We start from the raw sequence: 19,730 nt of genomic DNA, 5'->3' as shown, positions 1-19,730 counted from the left end.
GCTAACTCAGTTCGGGCACTTATAAACCTGGCCATTCATCTGGCTGGCTGTCGGCACAAAGCTCGACAACATCCCCTGCGACGGGCTGCTCACGCCATAAATCACGTTACCGCCCATAGCCGCAGCCTGGTTACGCAGGGCATTCGCCGCACCACGCATAGAGCCGCCTTCTTCACCGTGCTGGCCCGACATCCAGTTGCTTTGCTCACCGCTTGCCGTACCTAATAACTGGCACTCGCTACCCGGCTTATCTTCCACAAAGCGAACACCCTGGCCCGCTGCTGACAGCTCATTGCTGGAACTACAACCTGCCAGCAGCAATGCTGCTCCCACGATCCCTGCACAGACTTTTACGCGCATGTTATTCCTCGTTTTCAATAAGCTGGACAGTAGTTGTCCGTGTCTAAACCTTATACTAAAAAGATGACCAAAAGAAAAACCCCCGAGCATTTCTGCCCGGGGGTTTTTCACAATCTAAGCTGTATAGCGCACGATTACATCATGCCGCCCATACCGCCCATGCCGCCCATACCAGCAGCACCTAAATCAGGTGCATCGCCTTTAGGCATATCGGTCACCATGCACTCGGTGGTGATCATCAGGCCAGCAACAGATGCCGCGTACTGCAATGCAGAACGGGTCACTTTAGTTGGGTCGAGGATACCGAAGTCGATCATGTTGCCGTATTCTTCAGTGGCTGCGTTGTAACCGTAGTTACCTTCGCCCGCTTTCACGTTGTTTGCCACAACAGATGGTTCTTCACCGGCGTTGGACACGATCTGACGCAGTGGGGCTTCCATTGCGCGCAGCGCAACTTTGATACCCACGTTCTGATCTTCGTTCTGCGCAGTCAGGTTAACCAGTTTAGCGGCAACGCGCACCAGCGCAACACCACCACCCGCAACCACGCCTTCTTCAACTGCTGCACGGGTCGCGTGCAGAGCGTCGTCAACGCGTGCTTTTTTCTCTTTCATTTCAACTTCAGTTGCAGCACCAACTTTGATAACTGCCACGCCGCCTGCCAGTTTCGCTACGCGCTCCTGCAGTTTTTCACGGTCGTAATCGGAAGTTGCTTCTTCAATTTGCTTACGGATCTGACCAACGCGGCCCTGAATAGCAGCTTCGTCGCCCACGCCATCGATGATGGTGGTGGTGTCTTTGTTGATCACAACGCGTTTAGCCTGGCCCAGGTCTTCCAGGGTCGCTTTTTCCAGCTCCATACCGATCTCTTCAGAGATAACAGTACCGCCAGTCAGGGTTGCGATGTCCTGCAACATAGCTTTACGACGATCGCCGAAGCCAGGTGCTTTAACCGCAGCCACTTTCACGATGCCACGCATGGTGTTAACCACCAGAGTCGCCAGCGCTTCGCCTTCAACATCTTCAGCGATGATAACCAGTGGTTTGCCTGCTTTCGCAACGGCTTCCAGAACTGGCAGCATTTCGCGGATGTTGGAGATTTTTTTGTCAGCCAGCAGAATGAATGGGCTTTCCAGCTCAACAGCACCCGTTTCTGGTTTGTTGATGAAGTATGGGGACAGGTAACCGCGGTCGAACTGCATACCTTCAACCACGTCCAGTTCGTCTTCCAGACCGGTACCGTCTTCAACGGTAATCACGCCTTCTTTACCGACTTTATCCATCGCTTCAGCGATCAGTTTACCTACGGTTTCGTCGGAGTTAGCGGAGATAGTACCAACCTGAGCAATGGCTTTAGAGTCAGAGCAAGGTACGGACAGCGCTTTCAGCTCTTCAACGGCAGCAGTGACAGCTTTGTCGATACCACGTTTCAGATCCATTGGGTTCATGCCCGCAGCAACGGCTTTCAGGCCTTCTGCGATGATTGCCTGTGCCAGTACGGTTGCAGTGGTAGTACCGTCGCCTGCTGCGTCGTTCGCTTTAGAGGCAACTTCTTTCACCATCTGCGCACCCATGTTTTCGAACTTGTCTTCCAGCTCGATTTCACGTGCTACAGAAACACCATCTTTAGTGATGGTTGGTGCGCCGAAGGATTTGTCCAGCACTACGTTACGGCCTTTCGGGCCCAGGGTCACTTTAACTGCATCTGCCAGTACGTTCACGCCGCGCAGCATTTTTACACGAGCGTCATTACCGAATTTTACGTCTTTAGCTGCCATGTTCTTAGTTCCTCAAATTCTCGTGCGTAATTACGCTTCAACAATTGCCAGAATGTCGCTTTCGGACATGATCAACACTTCTTCATTGTCGATCTTCTCGGATTTCACGCCGTAGCCATCGTTGAAAATTACGATGTCACCAACTTTAACGTCCAGTGGCTGCACAGTTCCGTTTTCCAGGATGCGGCCCTTACCGACAGCGATGATTTCGCCACGCGTTGATTTTGCCGCTGCGGAACCGGTCAGAACGATGCCGCCAGCAGATTTGGTTTCAACTTCTTTACGTTTGACGATCACACGATCATGTAACGGACGAATACTCATTGATAGCTCTCCTTTGAGAAAGTCATTATCAGTTATGGATGACGCCGGTCCGTACAAGGTTTTCCGGCTAGTGCCCTGAGAGATGGGGATAGCTTTTTACCCCTTCAAGGGGTAGTCGAAAAAAAATTTGCGAAAGTGTTACCATCGCCTCTCTTTGGATGGTGGCAGGACGATGTAAATGAGTGGACTGAAACAGGAGTTGGGACTCGCGCAGGGCGTGGGCTTACTCTCAACTTCCTTGTTAGGCACGGGGGTTTTCGCTGTTCCCGCGCTCGCGGCGCTGGTCGCCGGGAATAACAGCCTGTGGGCGTGGCCGGTATTGATTGTGCTGGTTTTTCCGGTAGCGATTGTCTTTGCTGTACTCGGGCGGCACTTTCCCAGCGCAGGCGGTGTCGCTCACTTTGTCGGTATGGCCTTTGGCCCGCGCCTGGAGCGCGTGACTGGCTGGCTTTTCCTTTCGGTTATTCCTGTTGGGCTACCTGCCGCACTGCATATCGCAACGGGCTTCGGGCAGGCGCTGTTTGGCTGGCATGACGAACAACTGCTGTTTGCCGAGCTGGGAACGCTGGCGATTGTCTGGTGGGTCGGTTCGCGTGGGGCCAGCTCCAGCGCCAATCTGCAAACGCTGGTCGCAGTGCTTATTGTCGCCCTGATTGCCGCTATCTGGTGGGCAGGCAACATCACCGTGGCGGAAATCCCCTTCCCGGCGGTGAGCGATGTCGACCATTCACAGCTTTTCGCAGCGCTTTCGGTGATGTTCTGGTGTTTTGTGGGTCTTGAGGCGTTCGCGCATCTGGCATCGGAATTTAAACAACCCGAGCGCGATTTCCCGCGCGCGCTGATGATTGGCCTGCTGCTGGCAGGCACGGTCTACTGGGCCTGTACCGTGCTGGTACTGCACTTTAATGCCTTTGGCGAAGATAAAGCCGCAGCGGCGTCGCTGCCAGGCATTGTGGTGACCCTTTTCGGCGTCAAAGCCCTGTGGGTGGCCTGCGTGATTGGTTATCTCGCCTGCTTCGCTAGCCTCAATATTTACATACAGAGCTTCGCCCGTCTGGTGTGGTCGCAAGCGCTGTACAAGCCGGAAAGCCGCCTCGCGCAGCTGTCAAAACGCCAGCTTCCACTGAATGCGCTGAACACGGTACTGGGTTGCTGCGTGCTGAGTACCCTGGGTATTTACTGGCTGAATATCAATCTTGATGCATTGATCGTCTATGCCAACGGCATTTTCATCATGATCTATCTGCTGTGTATGCTGGCGGGTTGCCGGCTGCTGAAAGGCCGCTTTAAAGCACTAGCCATCATCGGTGGGGTGCTCTGTTTACTGCTGCTGGCGATGGTGGGCTGGAAGAGTTTGTACGCCATTGTGATGCTGGCGGGGCTTTGGCTGTTTTTGCCGACGCGAAGTTCCCTCTAAAATAACGCCCGGTGGCGCTAAACCACCGGGCATGAAATCAACGATCGTCTTTATTATCTAACCGGTCGTGCTGCTCGTCTTTACGCTGGTATTCGCCATCAAACGTATTGCCAGGTCCGGCACTGAAACCACCGCCCGGCATTCGGCCGAAGCTCAGGTGGGGCATTAACTTCATGGTCAGGTGCTTTTGCACCGGCGGTAACAGCAACAACAGTCCCAGGAAGTCGGTAAAGAAACCCGGCAGGATCAGCATCAAGCCCGCAATAATCAGCGACACGCTTTTGATCATCTCAGCGGCCGGGCTTTCACCTGCGGCCATCTTCTGCTGCATTAACAGGAAATTTTTGAAACCCTGATTACGCACCAGCGACATCCCAATTACTGACGTGAAGATAACCAGGATCAACGTCAGCAGGACGCCAAGCACATGGGCGACCTGAATAAAAATCGAAATCTCAATGTAAACATAGAGAAAAAAAGCAATAAACGGTATCCAGCGCACTGGCATCTCCTGTGTGGCAGAGGCGCCTGGCCTCTGTCTGAATGTGTTCGCAACTCGCGTGTAGAACAGATGGAGGCGGTTAGCCAAAATTCAATCAGTTTGCACGGATATTTTTTTTGGAAATATTAAAGCGGTGACTCATTTCACAGATTAATAATTATCATGTTATCGGGTCGATAATAAGTGATCCAGATTACGGCAATTCGCTATTATCAGCATATGATCTCGAGCATGTGGCCGATTGAGGGAATAATCGTCGGTCATAAAATATTCAAAACCACATAAATACTGTGTGTTTAGTACAATCCATCGGCAGCTTGAAAAGAAGGTTCACATGTTAAACAACATTCGTATCGAAGAAGATTTGTTGGGTACCAGGGAAGTTCCAGCGGATGCCTACTACGGTGTTCACACTCTGAGAGCGATTGAAAACTTCTACATCAGCAACAGCAAAATCAGCGACATCCCTGAGTTTGTGCGTGGCATGGTGATGGTAAAGAAAGCCGCAGCGCTGGCAAACAAAGAGCTGCAAACCATTCCGAAAAGCGCTGCAAATGCGATTATCGCCGCGTGCGATGAAGTGCTGAACAACGGCAAATGCATGGATCAGTTCCCGGTTGACGTCTATCAGGGCGGCGCGGGTACCTCCGTCAACATGAATACCAACGAAGTGCTGGCAAACATCGCCCTGGAGCTGATGGGTCATCAAAAAGGTGAATACCAGTACCTCAACCCTAACGACCACGTGAATAAATGCCAGTCCACCAACGATGCCTACCCTACCGGTTTCCGCATCGCAGTGTATGCCTCCGTGGTGAAACTGGTCGACGCTATCAACCAGTTGGGCGATGGCTTCCAGCGTAAAGCCGTTGAGTTCCAGGACATCCTGAAAATGGGGCGTACCCAGTTGCAGGACGCGGTTCCAATGACCCTCGGTCAGGAATTCCACGCGTTTAACGTGCTGCTGAATGAAGAAACCAAAAACCTGCTGCGCACCTCTGAACTGCTGCTGGAAGTGAACCTGGGCGCAACCGCCATCGGTACACGTCTGAACACCCCGGACGGCTATCAGCAGCTGGCGGTGCAGAAACTGGCCGAAGTATCTAACCTGCCGGTTGTCCCGGCTGAAGACCTGATTGAAGCCACCTCCGACTGCGGCGCATATGTGATGGTACACAGCGCGCTGAAACGTCTGGCAGTGAAACTGTCCAAAATCTGTAACGACCTGCGCCTGCTCTCTTCCGGCCCGCGCGCTGGCCTGAATGAAATCAACCTGCCGGAACTCCAGGCGGGTTCCTCTATCATGCCAGCCAAAGTCAACCCGGTGGTGCCAGAAGTGGTGAACCAGGTCTGCTTCAAAGTCATTGGTAACGACACCACCGTGACCATGGCCTCTGAAGCGGGTCAGTTGCAGCTGAACGTGATGGAGCCGGTGATTGGCCAAGCGATGTTTGAATCCATCCACATCCTGACCAACGCATGCTACAACCTGCTGGAAAAATGCATTAACGGTATCACCGCGAATAAAGAAGTGTGTGAAGGCTATGTGTATAACTCCATCGGCATCGTCACCTACCTCAACCCGTTCATCGGCCACCATAACGGCGACATCGTCGGTAAGATTTGTGCTGAAACCGGTAAGAGCGTGCGTGAAGTTGTGCTGGAGCGCGGTCTGTTGACCGAAGCGGAGCTGGACGACATTTTCTCTGCGCAAAACCTGATGCACCCAGCGTATAAAGCGAAACGTTATACCGATGAAAGCGAACAGTAGCAGTTCAGGCTAAGCTTGCGAAAGGCACGTCACTTGTGACGTGCCTTTTTTCTTTTTAAGCGTTACCAATTACACAACAATTTAATATCAACTTGTTAATAAACAAGGAAGGCACTTATGTTTGGAGCAGAACTCGTTATCGTCTTGTTGGCGATTTATTTGGGCGCACGACTCGGGGGTATCGGCATCGGTTTTGCCGGTGGTCTCGGGGTGCTCGTTCTTACCCTTATCTTTCAGATCAAACCCGGCGCAATCCCTTTTGACGTTATCGAAATCATCATGGCCGTTATTGCCGCTATCGCTGCCATGCAGGTGGCGGGTGGTATGGACTACCTGGTGAGCCTGGCGGAGCGTATGCTGCGCCGCCATCCAAAATACATTACCTTCCTTGCACCACTGGTGACATGGTTTATGACCATTCTCGCCGGGACTGGCCACACGGCGTTCTCCACGCTGCCGGTCATTACTGAAGTGGCGAAAGAGCAAGGCATTCGCCCGTCTCGTCCGCTCTCCATCGCCGTGGTGGCGTCCCAGATTGCCATCACCGCTTCACCGATTTCCGCTGCCGTGGTCTTCTTTGCGGGCATCCTGGAGCCAATGGGCGTGAGCTACCTGACACTGCTGGGGATCTGTATTCCGGTCACGCTGATTGCGGTGATGATCACCGCCGTGCTGTGTAACTTCCTCGGTGCTGACCTGAAAGACGATCCGGTCTACCAGGAGCGTCTGGCAAAAGGAGAAGTGAAACTGCGCGGCAGCCAGGTCTTCGAGCTGAAACCCCACGCGAAACGCTCTGTGCTGCTGTTCCTGATCGGCATTGTGGCAGTCATGTTCTACGCTACCGCCATCAGCGATACCGTAGGGCTGATTCAAAACCCAGTTCTGCCACGTAACGAAGCGATTGTGGTGTTCATGTTGACCATCGCCGCACTGATTAGCATCACCTGTAAAATCGACACTAGCGAAGTGCTGAACGCCAGCACCTTTAAGTCCGGTATGAGCGCCTGTGTGTGCGTACTGGGCGTCGCCTGGCTTGGTGATACTTTCGTGAAAGCGCATATCGCGGATATCCAGACCGTTGCCGGTGACCTGCTGCATAACTACCCGTGGCTGCTGGCTGTGGTGCTGTTCTTCGCTGCAACGCTGCTTTACTCCCAGGCGGCGACTACCAAAGCGCTGATGCCGGCGGCACTGATGCTTGGCGTAACCCCGCTGACGGCAATTGCCTCTTTTGCGGCGGTGTCTGCGCTGTTCGTACTGCCGACTTACCCAACCCTGCTGGCGGCGGTTGAAATGGACGACACCGGCTCCACCCGTATCGGTAAATATGTGTTTAACCACGCGTTCCTGATCCCGGGCGTAGTCGCGATTTCGCTTTGCGTCATCCTCGGCTTTATCATCGGCGGCATCGTGCTGTAAACCCATTATGGTTGTAAAAATAGTTAAAATCGGGTCGCTATGCGGCCCGATTCATTAATGAGCAGCGCCCTCGCATGGTATAGTGTTTTTTTTCGCGATAACGAGGTCGACCTGTGAATACACCAGACGCTGTTGTTGTGCTTTGTACCGCTCCAGATGAAGCTTCTGCCCAGGATCTTGCCGCCAAAGTGCTGGCAGAAAAACTGGCAGCCTGCGTCACCCTCCTCCCCGGCGCCACCTCCCTGTATTACTGGGAAGGTAAACTGGAACAGGAGTACGAAGTACAAATGCTGCTGAAAACCAACACGGTGAATCAGCAGGCGCTCCTCGATTGTCTCAAGTCTCATCATCCTTACCAAACCCCGGAACTGCTGGTACTCCCGGTGGTCCACGGCGATAACGATTATCTCTCATGGCTCAACGCTTCCTTACGCTGATCCTGCTGCTGTGCAGCACATCAGCTTTTGCCGGGTTATTCGATGCACCCGGCCGCTCTAACTTTATTCCCGCCGATCAGGCGTTCGTCTTCGATTTCCAGCAAAACCAGCATGACCTGAATCTGACCTGGCAGGTTAAAGACGGTTATTACCTCTATCGCAAGCAGGTCAGCATTACCCCTGCCCAGGCGAACATTGGCCCGCTTCAGTTACCCAAAGGCGAGTGGCACGAAGACGAGTTCTACGGTAAAAGTGAAATCTATCGCCAGCGCCTGAGTGTGCCGGTGACGGTGAATCAGGCCGATAAAGGCACCACGCTGACGGTCACTTATCAGGGCTGTGCGGACGCCGGTTTCTGCTATCCGCCGGAAACAAAAGTCGTGCCGCTGAGCGAAGTTAAAATGGCCGCCGACACTCTCCCTCAACCTTCCGGGAAGAGCGTCGGGAGTGAACCGGGGTCAGCGCTTCCGTTCTCCGCACTCTGGGCCTTGCTGATTGGCATCGGCATTGCCTTCACACCGTGCGTGCTGCCGATGTACCCGCTGATTTCCGGCATTGTACTGGGCGGTAAACAACGTCTGTCCACCGCCCGGGCGCTGCTGCTGGCCTTTATCTACGTGCAGGGGATGGCGCTCACCTACACCGCGCTCGGCCTTGTGGTCGCCGCCGCCGGGCTCCAGTTCCAGGCGGCGCTGCAACATCCGTATGTGCTTATCGGCTTGGCGGTTGTCTTTACCCTGCTGGCGCTGTCGATGTTTGGCCTGTTTACACTGCAACTGCCGTCATCGCTGCAAACCCGCTTAACGCTGATGAGCAACCGTCAGCAGGGCGGCTCCGCAGGCGGCGTGTTTGCGATGGGGGCGATTGCCGGGCTGATTTGTTCTCCGTGCACCACGGCACCGCTGAGCGCGATCCTGCTGTACATCGCACAGAGCGGCAATATGTGGCTGGGCGGCGGCACGCTTTACCTGTACGCACTCGGCATGGGCTTACCGTTGATCCTGGTGACGGTGTTCGGCAACCGTCTGCTGCCGAAGAGCGGCCCGTGGATGGAAACCGTGAAAACAGCGTTTGGGTTCGTGATCCTGGCGCTGCCGGTGTTCCTGCTGGAACGCATCATCGGTGACATCTGGGGCTTACGCCTGTGGGCAATACTGGGCGTAGCGTTCTTTGGCTGGGCATTTATTACCAGCCTGGGCGCGAAAAAACCGTGGATGCGCCTGGTGCAAATCCTGTTGCTGGCCGCCGCACTGATAAGCGTACGCCCATTGCAGGACTGGGCGTTTGGCGCGCCCGCCGCGCAAACGCAGGCGCACCTGAACTTCACGCAGATTAAGAACGTTGACGAGCTGAACACGGCCCTGGCTCAGGCGAATGGCCGGCCCGTTATGCTTGATCTGTATGCCGACTGGTGTGTAGCCTGCAAAGAGTTCGAGAAATACACCTTTAGCGATCCGCAGGTGCAAAGCGCACTGAAAGAGACCGTGCTGCTTCAGGCGAATGTCACGGCGAACAACGCGCAGGATAAGGCATTACTGAAACAGCTCAACGTGCTCGGCCTGCCCACCATCCTGTTTTTCAATAAACAGGGCGAGGAGCAGCCCGCGGCACGCGTGACCGGGTTTATGGATGCCGCGGCATTTAGCGCGCATTTGCATGATCGCCAACCGTAAACGACACTTTAGACGGAACAAACCGTTGGGAAAAACGGAGGAGAACACCGTGCAACGCGAAGACGTACTGGGACAAGCCCTGCAATTGCTTGAGATTCAAGGGATAGCCAGCACCACGCTTGAGATGGTAGCCGACCGTATCGATTACCCTCTGGATGAACTGAAGCGTTTCTGGCCCGATAAAGAGGCGCTGCATTATGACGCCCTGCGCTATCTGAGCCAGCAGGTCGACATCTGGCGCAGGCAACTCATGCTAAATGAAGAGCTGACGGCCGAGCAAAAACTGCTGGCGCGCTATACCGCACTGACCGAATGCGTGAGCAACAACCGTTACCCTGGCTGCCTGTTTATCGCGGCCTGTACCTTCTACCCCGACCCTGAGCATCCGATTCACCAGCTGGCTAATCAGCAGAAACGGGCGGCGCATGACTTTACCCACGAGCTGCTCACCACGCTTGAAGTGGACGATCCTGCCATGGTCGCCAGGCAGATGGAGCTGGTACTCGAAGGGTGTCTGAGCCGAATGCTGGTGAACCGTAGCCAGGCCGACGTGGATACAGCGCACCGTCTTGCAGAAGATATTCTGCGTTTTGCGCAGTGCCGCTCAGGTGGTGCGTTAACCTAAGCCAGTATCCCGGCCCAGGCGGAAACAAACAGGCACACCGCCATCAGCCGCTGAAAACGCACCATCGCCACGGTGGTGCGAAAAATTCTGTTCACCGCCTTGCCAAGCCATGCCCAGCACAACAGACACGCAATCGAGATAATCAAAAACCACAGCGCCATCAGAGCAATATCCCGCAGTGCATTATCGCTTGCCGGGGAAAACAGGCTGACAACCGCCAGCGCCATCATCCAGGTTTTCGGGTTAACAACCTGCAACAGCGCCGCTGCCTGGGCGGTAAAGCGGTTAGGGCTTTTCGACGACAGATTCGCCGCGGGCGCGCTAAACAACTGCCAGCTCATCCAGCTTAACCACAGCACACCCGCCCAGCTCATTACCTGACGGATCAACGGATACTGACGCAACACTTCCCCTGCGCCCGCCCCTGAAATCAACACAATGGCACTCGCGGCAATACAGCCGCCCAGAATGGCAGGCACAGTATTTTTCACACCAAAATGCTGGCTGTTGGTCAGCACCAGAATATTGGTTGGCCCCGGCGTTATCGAGGCAACAAAAGCAAACAGCAGGAAGGGGATCAGACTCACAGGTGGCTCCTTATTATAAGAGCCATGAATGTGACGCTATTTTCTGGAAACGTCTGGAAGGTTTGTGCACAACCGACGGTAATGGGCTGGCGAAATACGGTATGCCCGCTGGAACCAGCGCCCCAGGTGGCTTTGGTCCGCGAAACCCAGAGCCGCGGCAACGTCGACTGGCTGTTCTCCGCGCGCCAGACACTGTCGTGCTTTTGCCAGCCGCAGCTGGATAAGCCAGGCGTGCGGGGCAAGGTGAAATTCGCGTTTAAAACAGCGCGTCAGGGTAAACCTGTCCGTCCCGGTTTCACGCGCAAGGTCGGACAGCCCGATGTTATCGCCAATATGGGCGTACAGGTAGTCGCGTGCACGATGGGCCACCGCCGCGCTCTGTAGCTGCGAGGGCAATCTTTTACGCCAGTGGCAGTGCGAGGTAATTTGCGCCAGCAAACCGTCCATCGTGCTCTGTTGAACAATTTTCATCTCATCGCTGTGAAGCGCGGTAAACGTCTCGCCAATCGAACGCACCAGCTGCGGCTCTCGCGTCAGCGTTTGAGCAAAGTGCAGCGAATAGCTGCCAGGTACGGTGTCATACAGCCCATGCAGCGTGTTCGTCAGCCACTGTTCGTCCAGATAAAACGTCAGATAGGTAAACCCGCCTTCTACCGGCGCATCGCCGTCGTGGATCTCACCTGGCTCCAGTAAAAATGCATCGCCGGGACGGCTACGATGGCGCTCTCGTCGGCAGTGAAACTGCTGAGTACCGGCAAGGGTAATTCCAACCAGGTAGCTATCGTGCCAGTGCGGATCAAACGCATGACCTTCAAAGTGCGCTTTAATCGTTTCAATGCCCGTGTCTGAATGCTGACGCAGCTCAAGCCAGTCGTTCGCCATACTGCCCTCCTCTTCTCATCAGCATTGTCACACTGCGCCAAACCTGTCTGGAAGATTTGTGCAATTTCGCCGCGCAAACCGACAGATTGCCGCAAAGTTAAGCAGTTGAACAGCTTTTCCCGAAATAGTGTTGACGCGTGTGCGTGATTGCGGTTTAATGCGCCCCGTTGCCCGGATAGCTCAGTCGGTAGAGCAGGGGATTGAAAATCCCCGTGTCCTTGGTTCGATTCCGAGTCCGGGCACCACTCATTTATAACCCTCGCTTCGGCGGGGGTTTTTGCTTTCTGAGTCAACAACTTGTTGGTTTATCAGTAGTTACCTCTTTTTACTTTCCTCCGGCCCCGCTTCCCGGTGGTACAAAAAGGTGGTACAAAATGAGCATTATGATACAACCAACAAAGAACCGTTTCGGCGTTTACCTCGTCCGTAAGGCCGTCCCCAGACACCTGCAAGGCATCCTCAATAAACGTGAGATCAAGTTCACCCTTGATACCAAAGACGTGAGGGAGGCCAGAGAACGTGCACCCGCAAAAATCATTCAGATCGACATGATGCTCAGGCTGGCAGAAAAGCAGCTTGAAGCGGAAGAGTCCTTAACTGATGCCGATATCGAGATGATCGCTGATGTATGGGCTTCAAGTACCATGCAGAATGACGAGCTAATCCGGGAGCGATACGTCGTTGAAGATGTTCTCAATGGTAAAACAGGAATGTTCCACTCGCCGGAAAACGACATCATTCACGACTGGCTGGAAGACCGCGAACGCAAGCCCCTGTACAAATCAGAAACATGGCAGGCAGAACGTGACGAATCCATCTGCAAACTGATGGCCGTAGAGCTGGATGAGGCGCTCGAATACACGCCCGTAGTCCTTACCCCTCTCTGGAGGAAACGTCTGGCTTGGAGGCTTGCTGAACGCCGTAGCGATCTGACCAACGTCTATCTACTGAATCTCCGTCCACGTCTCTACGCCAAAAGCAGAGGGCTGGATTCACTGCCCGTTGAAAAAACGAAGACGCTCACCTTCGCAGACCTCTTTGAACGTTATAAAGAGCACGTCAAACATCATGAGCCACTGCGGGCGGAAAAACGGATTATCGCCTACACGACATCGGCAAACCGCTTCATCGAGTTTATCGGTCTGAAGGCCGCCGAAGACATCACCGTTACTGATCTCGCTGACTTCCGTAACCTGCTCGAAAAACTGCCATCCCGCCCGTCAAAGGCTGTGCGATTGCTCCCCCTGCATAAACAGGTGGAAGCTGAAGGTGAAAAAATCAGCCCAGTCCGCGTCGAGAATATCATGAAGGAGTTATCGTCGGTCTTCCGCGTCGCGGTAGAAGACGGCAAGCTCACAGATAACCCGCTCAGCAAACTGAAGAAACGCAAAGCCATCGCTGGCCCGGCAATCATCCGCTCTTACAGTCGCGATGAAATCCGCCGCATCTTCTCCCTGCCCGTCTTCCACGGTGAAGATACACCGCACGGGGCAATGGCGTACTGGATACCGATAATCCTGTACTACTGTGGTGCCCGCGTTGAAGAAATCGCCCAGCTCCGTAAAGGTGACATCGTGGAAGTGGACGGTACCCCCTGCTTCAGGCTGACGATGGGTGAAGGCCAGTCGATCAAGATGGGTAATACGCGTCAGTTCCCGATACACAGCCACCTGCTCGAACTGGGCTTCCTTGATTTCGTTCAGTCCTGCACCTACCAGCTCTTTGCCGAAAAATCGGAAGTAAATGGCTCATATTCCTATAACTATGGGCGTTGGTGGGGCAATTACATTCGTGAACACGGCCTGACGAGGAACGGTATCAAGCCCACCCACAGCTTCCGCCACTCTCTCGTTACCCTGTTCCGTGATCTGGACATCCGTGAAGAAATTCAGGACAGCATCCTCGGGCACAACGAAAACTCATCTGACAGAGCGAAGGCCAGCCACGGCTACGGAGAGAAGTCCGTGGAGGCCCAGCGTCGTGCCATTGAACAAATCCCCAGACTGAAGCTAAAGCGACTGGAAAACTGATTTTCAGCGGTATAAGGCACAGTAACTTACTGGAGATTATCAAAATGTTAAGAATTCCTGACTCAGACTGGCGGATCGTTGATGGGGCCCCCCAGCTTTCCGTTGCTTTCTTGCGGAAAATGACGCCTCAGGCAGCCAGATTTACTCAATGGGTACAGCGGACACATGCCAAATTGCTTAAGGCTCCCGAAAATGTACTGTCGTGCTGCACATCCGGGTTAATCCACGGTGAAATTCCCGACAAAAACGGCTGGCTTTCCGCTGGTGATGCCCTTGCCCTGCTTACTTACAGCATCCATAACAGCGAAAATGTGCCGCTAATTGAGGCGATAGAACATCGTGCCGAGTTAAAGCTCTCTGTTCCAGCTTTTGAGAGCAAACTTGAAGGCCAGTTTGGTGAGCAGTTACGTGATGCTCTGAGCTATCTAGAGAAGCGCTCACCTTTTATGACTTACTACGAAATCGAGAAGCAGAAGATAATCGGCAACTATCGCGTTGATTTCTTTATCACACAAAAGCTCAGTGCCGCTGATGGTTCGACGGTTAGACGCCACAGCATTGTTGAATTTGACGAAGCAGCCCACAAGCTAAAGCGATACAAGGAACACGATAAACGGAGGGATTGCTGGTTTCGTAAACATCATCCCGAAACTAAGCTTATCCGTGTGAGGCATGAAGAACAGGATATTTGGTTAGAATGTATCCGACGCTTAAACCAGCTTATCCGCCTGGAAGATGGCTACGTCCACTGTTTACGATTAGCTTGTACTGGTGGTCCGGGTCCGGGAATGCGAATAAATAGCGATTCAGCCCGAAACGCCTACGATGCAAGGCAGAACGCATGTGCTTTTCTGCTTAAACGCCCTGCTCAGCCTCTCAGGGAAATGGGAACATTGCTTCTACGGCTTGGTATTCCTTATGAAAAGCGGCGTGATATCAACTTCCAGCGGACACATCTCAGAGGATACGGGATTTAGATAGAAAAATTACAGTAAAAGTTACAAAGAAAGCCTCACAGGACGGGGCTTTCGAGCTGTTCAAACGTTGTAACCTTTGAAACCGCCCCCAACACACACTTATATAGGACTCTATAGTTTTATTAAAATTTACTACTCAAATTCATCTTACTCCTCGGTAGATTATAGGTAGATATTCCTTAAGGCAATAACTAAATCAAGAACTGAAAGATGTCATAAAAAACTGCAATCTTTCCACCCATCATCAAAGCTGGTATCGCCCTTAACTCAATGAAATCTCCCTGCGTAGGTATAAGAAAGTTGTCTATAACCACACAGGAGTTCCTTAATGAAACATACCCCCGTAAAACGTCCTCAGAAGCCTCATGAGAGACTCTGTATTTCGCCCTGCACTCTATACTGGAGGGCCGTAGAATGAATCTGAAGCGTATCCTATGGCAAGCCGCTCGGGCAGCACTGGCTGCCTTTCTTGCTGCAATCCTGAAAGCATTATCATCAAGTTTCCCACCAGCAGAAACGGCATAATCCCTTCACCCTAACTTATTGTTCCCCTGCCAATAACCATGCCCTAAACATTTCCGCCAGTATGACGAAGGAATGCCCGCTCAGGTTATGCCACAGGGTTGTTTCTGCGTTTTGGCAGAATAGCATGTTCTATTGGCAGACTAAGGAGTTCACATGGCTTCTATCGGCTACGCCCGGGTATCGACATCTGGGCAACACCTTGATTCACAACTGGCAGCGTTATCTGACTGTGAGAAAATTTTTCAGGAAAAAATCAGCGGAGCAAAAGACGACCGCCCAGAGCTTCAGGCAATGCTGGAGTGGGTCCGGGAAGGCGACACCGTACATGTAACAAAGCTGGACCGTCTCGCCCGCAATACTCGCCATCTGCTGGAGGTGTCGGAATACCTTCAGAGGAAAGGCGTGGCGTTAAATATCCTCAATATTGGCATCAATACGGCAACACCGACCGGAAAACTAATGCTAACCATGATTGGTGCAATCGCCACGTTCGAGCGAGAAATGATGCTGGAGCGGCAGGCCGAGGGAATTGCACTGGCAAAACTCAAGGGCAAGTATAAAGGCCGTAAACCAACAGCTCGCAGCAAAGCTAAAGAAGTCATAGAATTAGTCGAAAATGGTGCCAGTAAAGCAGAGATTTCCCATCAGCTGAAAATCGGTATCACCAGTATCTATCGAATTATCCGAGATGAGCGTCCAGACCTCTTAGACAAACAATAAGGAATAAATGATGAAATGGCTATTCGCGGTGTGCAGCCTTGCTGCCTTCCCTGCTCTGGCAGTATATCAACCAACAGCAAATGAAATAGCATTACTGGAAAAATTGAAGAAGGGTACGGAACAAAACTTGAAATATGCTCTTCCACTTCAATCTAAAGCCGAAATCTGTAGATCCTATCTTGATCTCTATCGCCGTGAACATCCTGATTTCAATTACTACAAGATGAGTTCATACATGACGTATTGGGGGATAGTTCAAGGAACTACAGAACAATCAATGACAATAGCTCATAACGTACTACCGCAGTTGTACTACTACGAGAACAAGCTTTATGAGAAATTTGGGCGATATACAGCCACCCCTGCGGATGTAGATGCGATCTTTGAGAAAGCGAAAGAGGATAATTATCTTAACTTAAATCAATACATTGCGATAAATCAGCAATTCAGAGAAAACCTCCGCAAAAAAGATCTTTCTGCTGCTTGTATGACACCTCCTGGCGAAGACCCAAGTCGAGTGAGGGACAGGGCATCTGCGGCTACTCATGTAGAAAAACTCTTCTATCAAGGCTACTTACCTATCGATAAGGAGGGTTCCTACAATGATGAGTTTAATGAGATGTATTCAGTCCTTAGGAATATTAGGGAGTCCTATTACTGACTGAATTACCGCAGCGAATCAATTGATAACTGGTACAAAATAGTGGTACATTCGGAATCGAAGCGTAAAGGTAACTTACTGTTATTCGGTGATTTCATTGTCGTGTCAATGAATCCTTGGTTCGATTCCGAGTCCGGGCACCACTATTTAAAGAACCCGCCCAAAAGGCGGGTTTTTGCTTTTGGAATTCTGGCAATCGCTACCCCAGATACCTTCCATCAGAGATCGCCCACGCCTGACTTGCTATACTTCCCGCAGAATCCACTCCCGTTGCAGGCCAACTCATGACCACTCAACGCCTTAGCTACGACTGGCGCATCCCGACCGCAGGGTTGATGTTGCTGGCTCTCCTGATAGCAGGTTTTACCCTGCATTCCCACTGGAATGCCTTTATTCAGTGGTGTCTCGCCACACAAATCACGCTGCATCGCTACCTTGTTATGTATCTGCTGCAACTCAATAACCACCAGTACAGCGGTGGGTTATGGCTGCTCACAGGGGCGTTTTTTTACGGCGTGCTGCACGCGATTGGTCCGGGGCACGGCAAATTTATCGTCACTACCTATCTCAGCACCAACAAAGAGAGCCAGCTTGCCGCACGGATAGTGCCCTTCCTCGGCAGCCTGATGCAGGGCGTTAGCGCAATCCTGTTTGTCTTTATTCTCGCCGTCGGGTTTAACCTGGCGTCCGGCGATCTCAGTACCAGCCGCTGGTATGTGGAGAAAATCAGCGCGGTGCTGATTGGCGCATTCGGCGCCTTTGTCATTTACCAGGCGCTGAAAAGCCTGCGTCCGCGAAAAATGACCATCAATGCCTTCAAGCCCCTGCACCAGCACGATGAACATTGCGGCTGCGGCCACCACGGTGTAGGCGCAGACCTGACTCAGGGCGACTGGAAAACGCGCCTGGGTGTGATTCTGGCGATTGGCGCGCGCCCGTGCAGCGGGGCCATTATGATTTTAATGTTCTCTAATGCGCTGGGGATTGTGACCTGGGGAATTGCAGCGGTAATGACCATGGCGCTAGGCACTGCACTGTCGATCATGGGTCTGTCACTGGCGGTGCGTTATGCGCGTGAGCGCACGGTCGCGTACTTTGGCGGGAGTTCGTCTCTGAGCTGGCTGGTTCCGGTGGTTAAAATTACCGGCGGGGTTGTACTGATCCTGTTTGCAACGGTTCTGTTCCTGACGGTTATCCCCATCAGCGCCAACGGCGATTACATCGCAGCGGGATGCTAACTCCATAAAGAGAAACCCGCCATCGGCGGGTTTTTTGTCCTACTCGTTGATGCGTGGATGCTGATCCACCAGGCGCGAACGCTTCGCCTGCAATGCCTCAATCTCGGCATCGATATCTTCAATCTTCTGCTCGATATTATCGTGATGCTCGCGCAGGATCTCTTTCGCTTCCTGGAGGTCAGACGCCGCAGGCGTAGCCCCTTTCAGCGGCAGATTCGCCGTTTCTTTCATTGTTAAGCCGGTAATCAGGCCGATTACCGCAATAACCATCAGATAATAAGCGGGCATCATCAGGTTCTGCGTGCTTTCCACCAGAGAAGCGGCAAGCGTTGGCGTCAGACCGGCAATCAGCACCGAAATGTTAAACGCAGCGGCCAAAGCACTGTAGCGAATATGCGTCGGAAACATAGCAGGCAACGTAGAGGCCATCACCCCGATGAAACAGTTGAGGATCACGGCCAGCATCAGCAGCCCGGCAAAAATCAGCCCCAGCACATCGCTGTTAATCAGGATAAAGGCCGGGATCGCCAGCAGGAACAGCGCAATACTGCCCAAAATGATAAAAGGTCGACGGCCAAAACGGTCGCTCATCAGCCCCATAATCGGCTGAACAAACAGCATCCCCACCATGATGGCGATGATAATCAGTACACCGTGATCTTCCGAGTAGTGCAGGTTATGCGACAGGTAACTCGGCATGTAGGTCAGCAGCATGTAGTAAGTAACGTTGGTGGAAATCACCATTCCGATACAGACCAGCAGGCTGCGCCAGTGTTTGGTCGCAATCTCTTTGAACGAGACTTTCGGGCCTTCCTGAAGGCTTTCACGATCGCCCTGTTCCAGCTTTTCGACGTGCTGCTGGAACGCTGGCGTCTCTTCAAGAGCATGACGCAGGTACAGACCGATAATCCCCAGAGGCAGCGCCAGGAAGAAAGGAATACGCCAGCCCCAGTCCAGGAAGTTATCTTCGCCCACGACGGTAGAGATCAGAACAACAACCCCCGCCCCCATCACAAAACCGGCAATCGAGCCGAAATCCAGCCAGCTTCCCATAAAACCGCGTTTTCTGTCCGGGGAGTACTCCGCAACGAAGATTGACGCACCGGTGTATTCACCGCCCACAGAGAAACCCTGCGCCATCTTACAGAGCAGCAGCAGCACTGGTGCCCAGATGCCGATGGAGGCGTAAGACGGTATCAAGCCGATACAGAACGTACTGATCGACATAATCACAATGGTGATAGCGAGTATCTTCTGGCGCCCGTATTTATCGCCGAGCATCCCGAAGAACAGGCCGCCAAGTGGGCGGATCAGGAAGGGAACGGAGAACGTACCCAGCGCGGCTATCATCTGTAAGCTGGGGTCGGCCCCCGGGAAGAACACTTTGCCTAACGCATAGGCGACAAAGCCGTAGACACCGAAATCGAACCATTCCATCGCATTACCGAGCGAGGCGGCAGTGATCGCTTTACGCAGTTTCGCGTCATCAATAATGGTGACATCGCGAAGGGTGATGGGTTTTACCTTTTTCCTTTTAAGCATTGCTATCCTCGTAGAGTTGGCCCTGTCCGCACCACAGAAATTCCTGCGGTCTGTGGACCAGGTAAGCGCCTCTTGCGCATGTCCTCTTCAAGCGTAGCAGGTTTACTTACATTGACGTTTTACGCCTATACAACCGAACCTGTTGACGCCTGTCTGGGCAGTTAATGACTTCTTTACCCTACCAGCGTTTATATTTGTGATCAACTTCACACATATTTGCCCTGTCCGTCAGCTGCCTTCAGGATTTGTCAATTATCCCTCC

General features: G+C 52.8%; 18 protein-coding genes and 1 tRNA gene. 12 read left to right on the top strand and 7 right to left on the bottom strand.

Annotated elements, in window-relative coordinates; all coding sequences use genetic code 11:
* Positions 1-6: 6 nt before the first annotated feature.
* The 3 genes from ACT9TW_RS07115 to ACT9TW_RS07105 all read right to left on the bottom strand — a co-directional run bounded on the left by ACT9TW_RS07115 (position 7) and on the right by ACT9TW_RS07105 (position 2,462).
* Entirely contained in the window at positions 7-360 is a 354-nt protein-coding gene (locus ACT9TW_RS07115; protein WP_182063355.1) for a DUF4156 domain-containing protein, read from the bottom strand.
* Between the two features lie 134 nt (positions 361-494).
* Complete coding sequence (groL, locus tag ACT9TW_RS07110) at positions 495-2,138, bottom strand: chaperonin GroEL (protein ID WP_446491978.1); 1,644 nt, start codon at positions 2,136-2,138, stop codon at positions 495-497.
* 30 nt (positions 2,139-2,168) lie between these two features.
* A complete protein-coding gene (locus tag ACT9TW_RS07105) occupies positions 2,169-2,462 on the bottom strand; it encodes a co-chaperone GroES (protein WP_003855929.1) in 294 nt (97 codons plus the stop codon).
* A 178-nt stretch (positions 2,463-2,640) separates the two neighbouring features.
* Here ACT9TW_RS07105 and yjeH point away from each other — a divergent pair, with 178 nt between their 5' ends.
* The gene (gene yjeH / locus ACT9TW_RS07100) at positions 2,641-3,879 is read left to right on the top strand and encodes an L-methionine/branched-chain amino acid transporter (RefSeq protein WP_395675437.1); all 1,239 of its coding nucleotides are present in this window, start codon (positions 2,641-2,643) and stop codon (positions 3,877-3,879) included.
* 37 nt (positions 3,880-3,916) lie between these two features.
* On the opposite strand, the gene ACT9TW_RS07095 is transcribed toward yjeH, so the two are convergent.
* Positions 3,917-4,381, bottom strand: coding sequence for an FxsA family protein (locus tag ACT9TW_RS07095; protein WP_182063352.1), 465 nt, complete (start codon positions 4,379-4,381; stop codon positions 3,917-3,919).
* 334 nt (positions 4,382-4,715) lie between these two features.
* Here ACT9TW_RS07095 and aspA point away from each other — a divergent pair, with 334 nt between their 5' ends.
* The 5 genes from aspA (at position 4,716) to ACT9TW_RS07070 (ending at position 10,306) form a co-directional block, all read left to right on the top strand.
* Entirely contained in the window at positions 4,716-6,152 is a 1,437-nt protein-coding gene (aspA, locus tag ACT9TW_RS07090) for an aspartate ammonia-lyase (RefSeq protein WP_182063351.1), read from the top strand.
* 117 nt (positions 6,153-6,269) lie between these two features.
* A complete protein-coding gene (locus ACT9TW_RS07085) occupies positions 6,270-7,571 on the top strand; it encodes an anaerobic C4-dicarboxylate transporter (protein ID WP_446491977.1) in 1,302 nt (433 codons plus the stop codon).
* Positions 7,572-7,684: 113 nt separating this feature from the next.
* Entirely contained in the window at positions 7,685-8,008 is a 324-nt protein-coding gene (cutA, locus tag ACT9TW_RS07080) for a divalent cation tolerance protein CutA (protein ID WP_014068585.1), read from the top strand.
* Positions 7,984-9,681 (top strand): protein-disulfide reductase DsbD, encoded by a 1,698-nt coding sequence (locus tag ACT9TW_RS07075; protein ID WP_446491976.1) that lies wholly within the window; start codon positions 7,984-7,986, stop codon positions 9,679-9,681. The genes cutA and ACT9TW_RS07075 overlap by 25 nt, the downstream gene beginning before the upstream one ends.
* 49 nt (positions 9,682-9,730) lie before the next feature.
* Positions 9,731-10,306, top strand: coding sequence for a transcriptional regulator (locus ACT9TW_RS07070; RefSeq protein ID WP_014068583.1), 576 nt, complete (start codon positions 9,731-9,733; stop codon positions 10,304-10,306).
* Here the strand turns inward: ACT9TW_RS07070 and ACT9TW_RS07065 are convergent.
* Positions 10,303-10,893 carry a LysE family translocator gene (locus ACT9TW_RS07065; RefSeq protein ID WP_182063347.1) on the bottom strand — a complete coding sequence of 197 codons (591 nt, stop codon included), beginning with the start codon at positions 10,891-10,893 and terminating at the stop codon, positions 10,303-10,305. The genes ACT9TW_RS07070 and ACT9TW_RS07065 overlap by 4 nt on opposite strands.
* A gap of 36 nt (positions 10,894-10,929) precedes the next feature.
* A complete protein-coding gene (locus ACT9TW_RS07060; protein ID WP_395675441.1) occupies positions 10,930-11,775 on the bottom strand; it encodes an AraC family transcriptional regulator in 846 nt (281 codons plus the stop codon).
* A gap of 169 nt (positions 11,776-11,944) precedes the next feature.
* Between ACT9TW_RS07060 and ACT9TW_RS07055 the strand changes: the two genes are divergently transcribed.
* From ACT9TW_RS07055 to ACT9TW_RS07030, 6 genes are all read left to right on the top strand, one after another.
* A tRNA-Phe gene (locus ACT9TW_RS07055) sits at positions 11,945-12,020 on the top strand.
* A gap of 129 nt (positions 12,021-12,149) precedes the next feature.
* Positions 12,150-13,805, top strand: coding sequence for a DUF6538 domain-containing protein (locus tag ACT9TW_RS07050; protein ID WP_033146625.1), 1,656 nt, complete (start codon positions 12,150-12,152; stop codon positions 13,803-13,805).
* Between the two features lie 44 nt (positions 13,806-13,849).
* Positions 13,850-14,782 (top strand): hypothetical protein, encoded by a 933-nt coding sequence (locus ACT9TW_RS07045; RefSeq protein WP_446491975.1) that lies wholly within the window; start codon positions 13,850-13,852, stop codon positions 14,780-14,782.
* 678 nt (positions 14,783-15,460) lie between these two features.
* Complete coding sequence (locus tag ACT9TW_RS07040) at positions 15,461-16,027, top strand: recombinase family protein (protein ID WP_033144446.1); 567 nt, start codon at positions 15,461-15,463, stop codon at positions 16,025-16,027.
* 7 nt (positions 16,028-16,034) lie between these two features.
* Entirely contained in the window at positions 16,035-16,688 is a 654-nt protein-coding gene (locus ACT9TW_RS07035; RefSeq protein ID WP_446491974.1) for a hypothetical protein, read from the top strand.
* A 284-nt stretch (positions 16,689-16,972) separates the two neighbouring features.
* Complete coding sequence (locus tag ACT9TW_RS07030; protein ID WP_446491973.1) at positions 16,973-17,926, top strand: nickel/cobalt transporter; 954 nt, start codon at positions 16,973-16,975, stop codon at positions 17,924-17,926.
* Positions 17,927-17,965: 39 nt separating this feature from the next.
* Here ACT9TW_RS07030 and proP read toward each other — a convergent pair whose 3' ends face one another.
* Complete coding sequence (gene proP, locus ACT9TW_RS07025; RefSeq protein ID WP_182063343.1) at positions 17,966-19,468, bottom strand: glycine betaine/L-proline transporter ProP; 1,503 nt, start codon at positions 19,466-19,468, stop codon at positions 17,966-17,968.
* Between the last annotated feature and the right edge of the window lie 262 nt (positions 19,469-19,730).

It is taken from the genome of Enterobacter sp. C4G1 (genome assembly GCF_052886895.1).
This window is presented reverse-complemented; position numbering and strand designations above follow the sequence as displayed.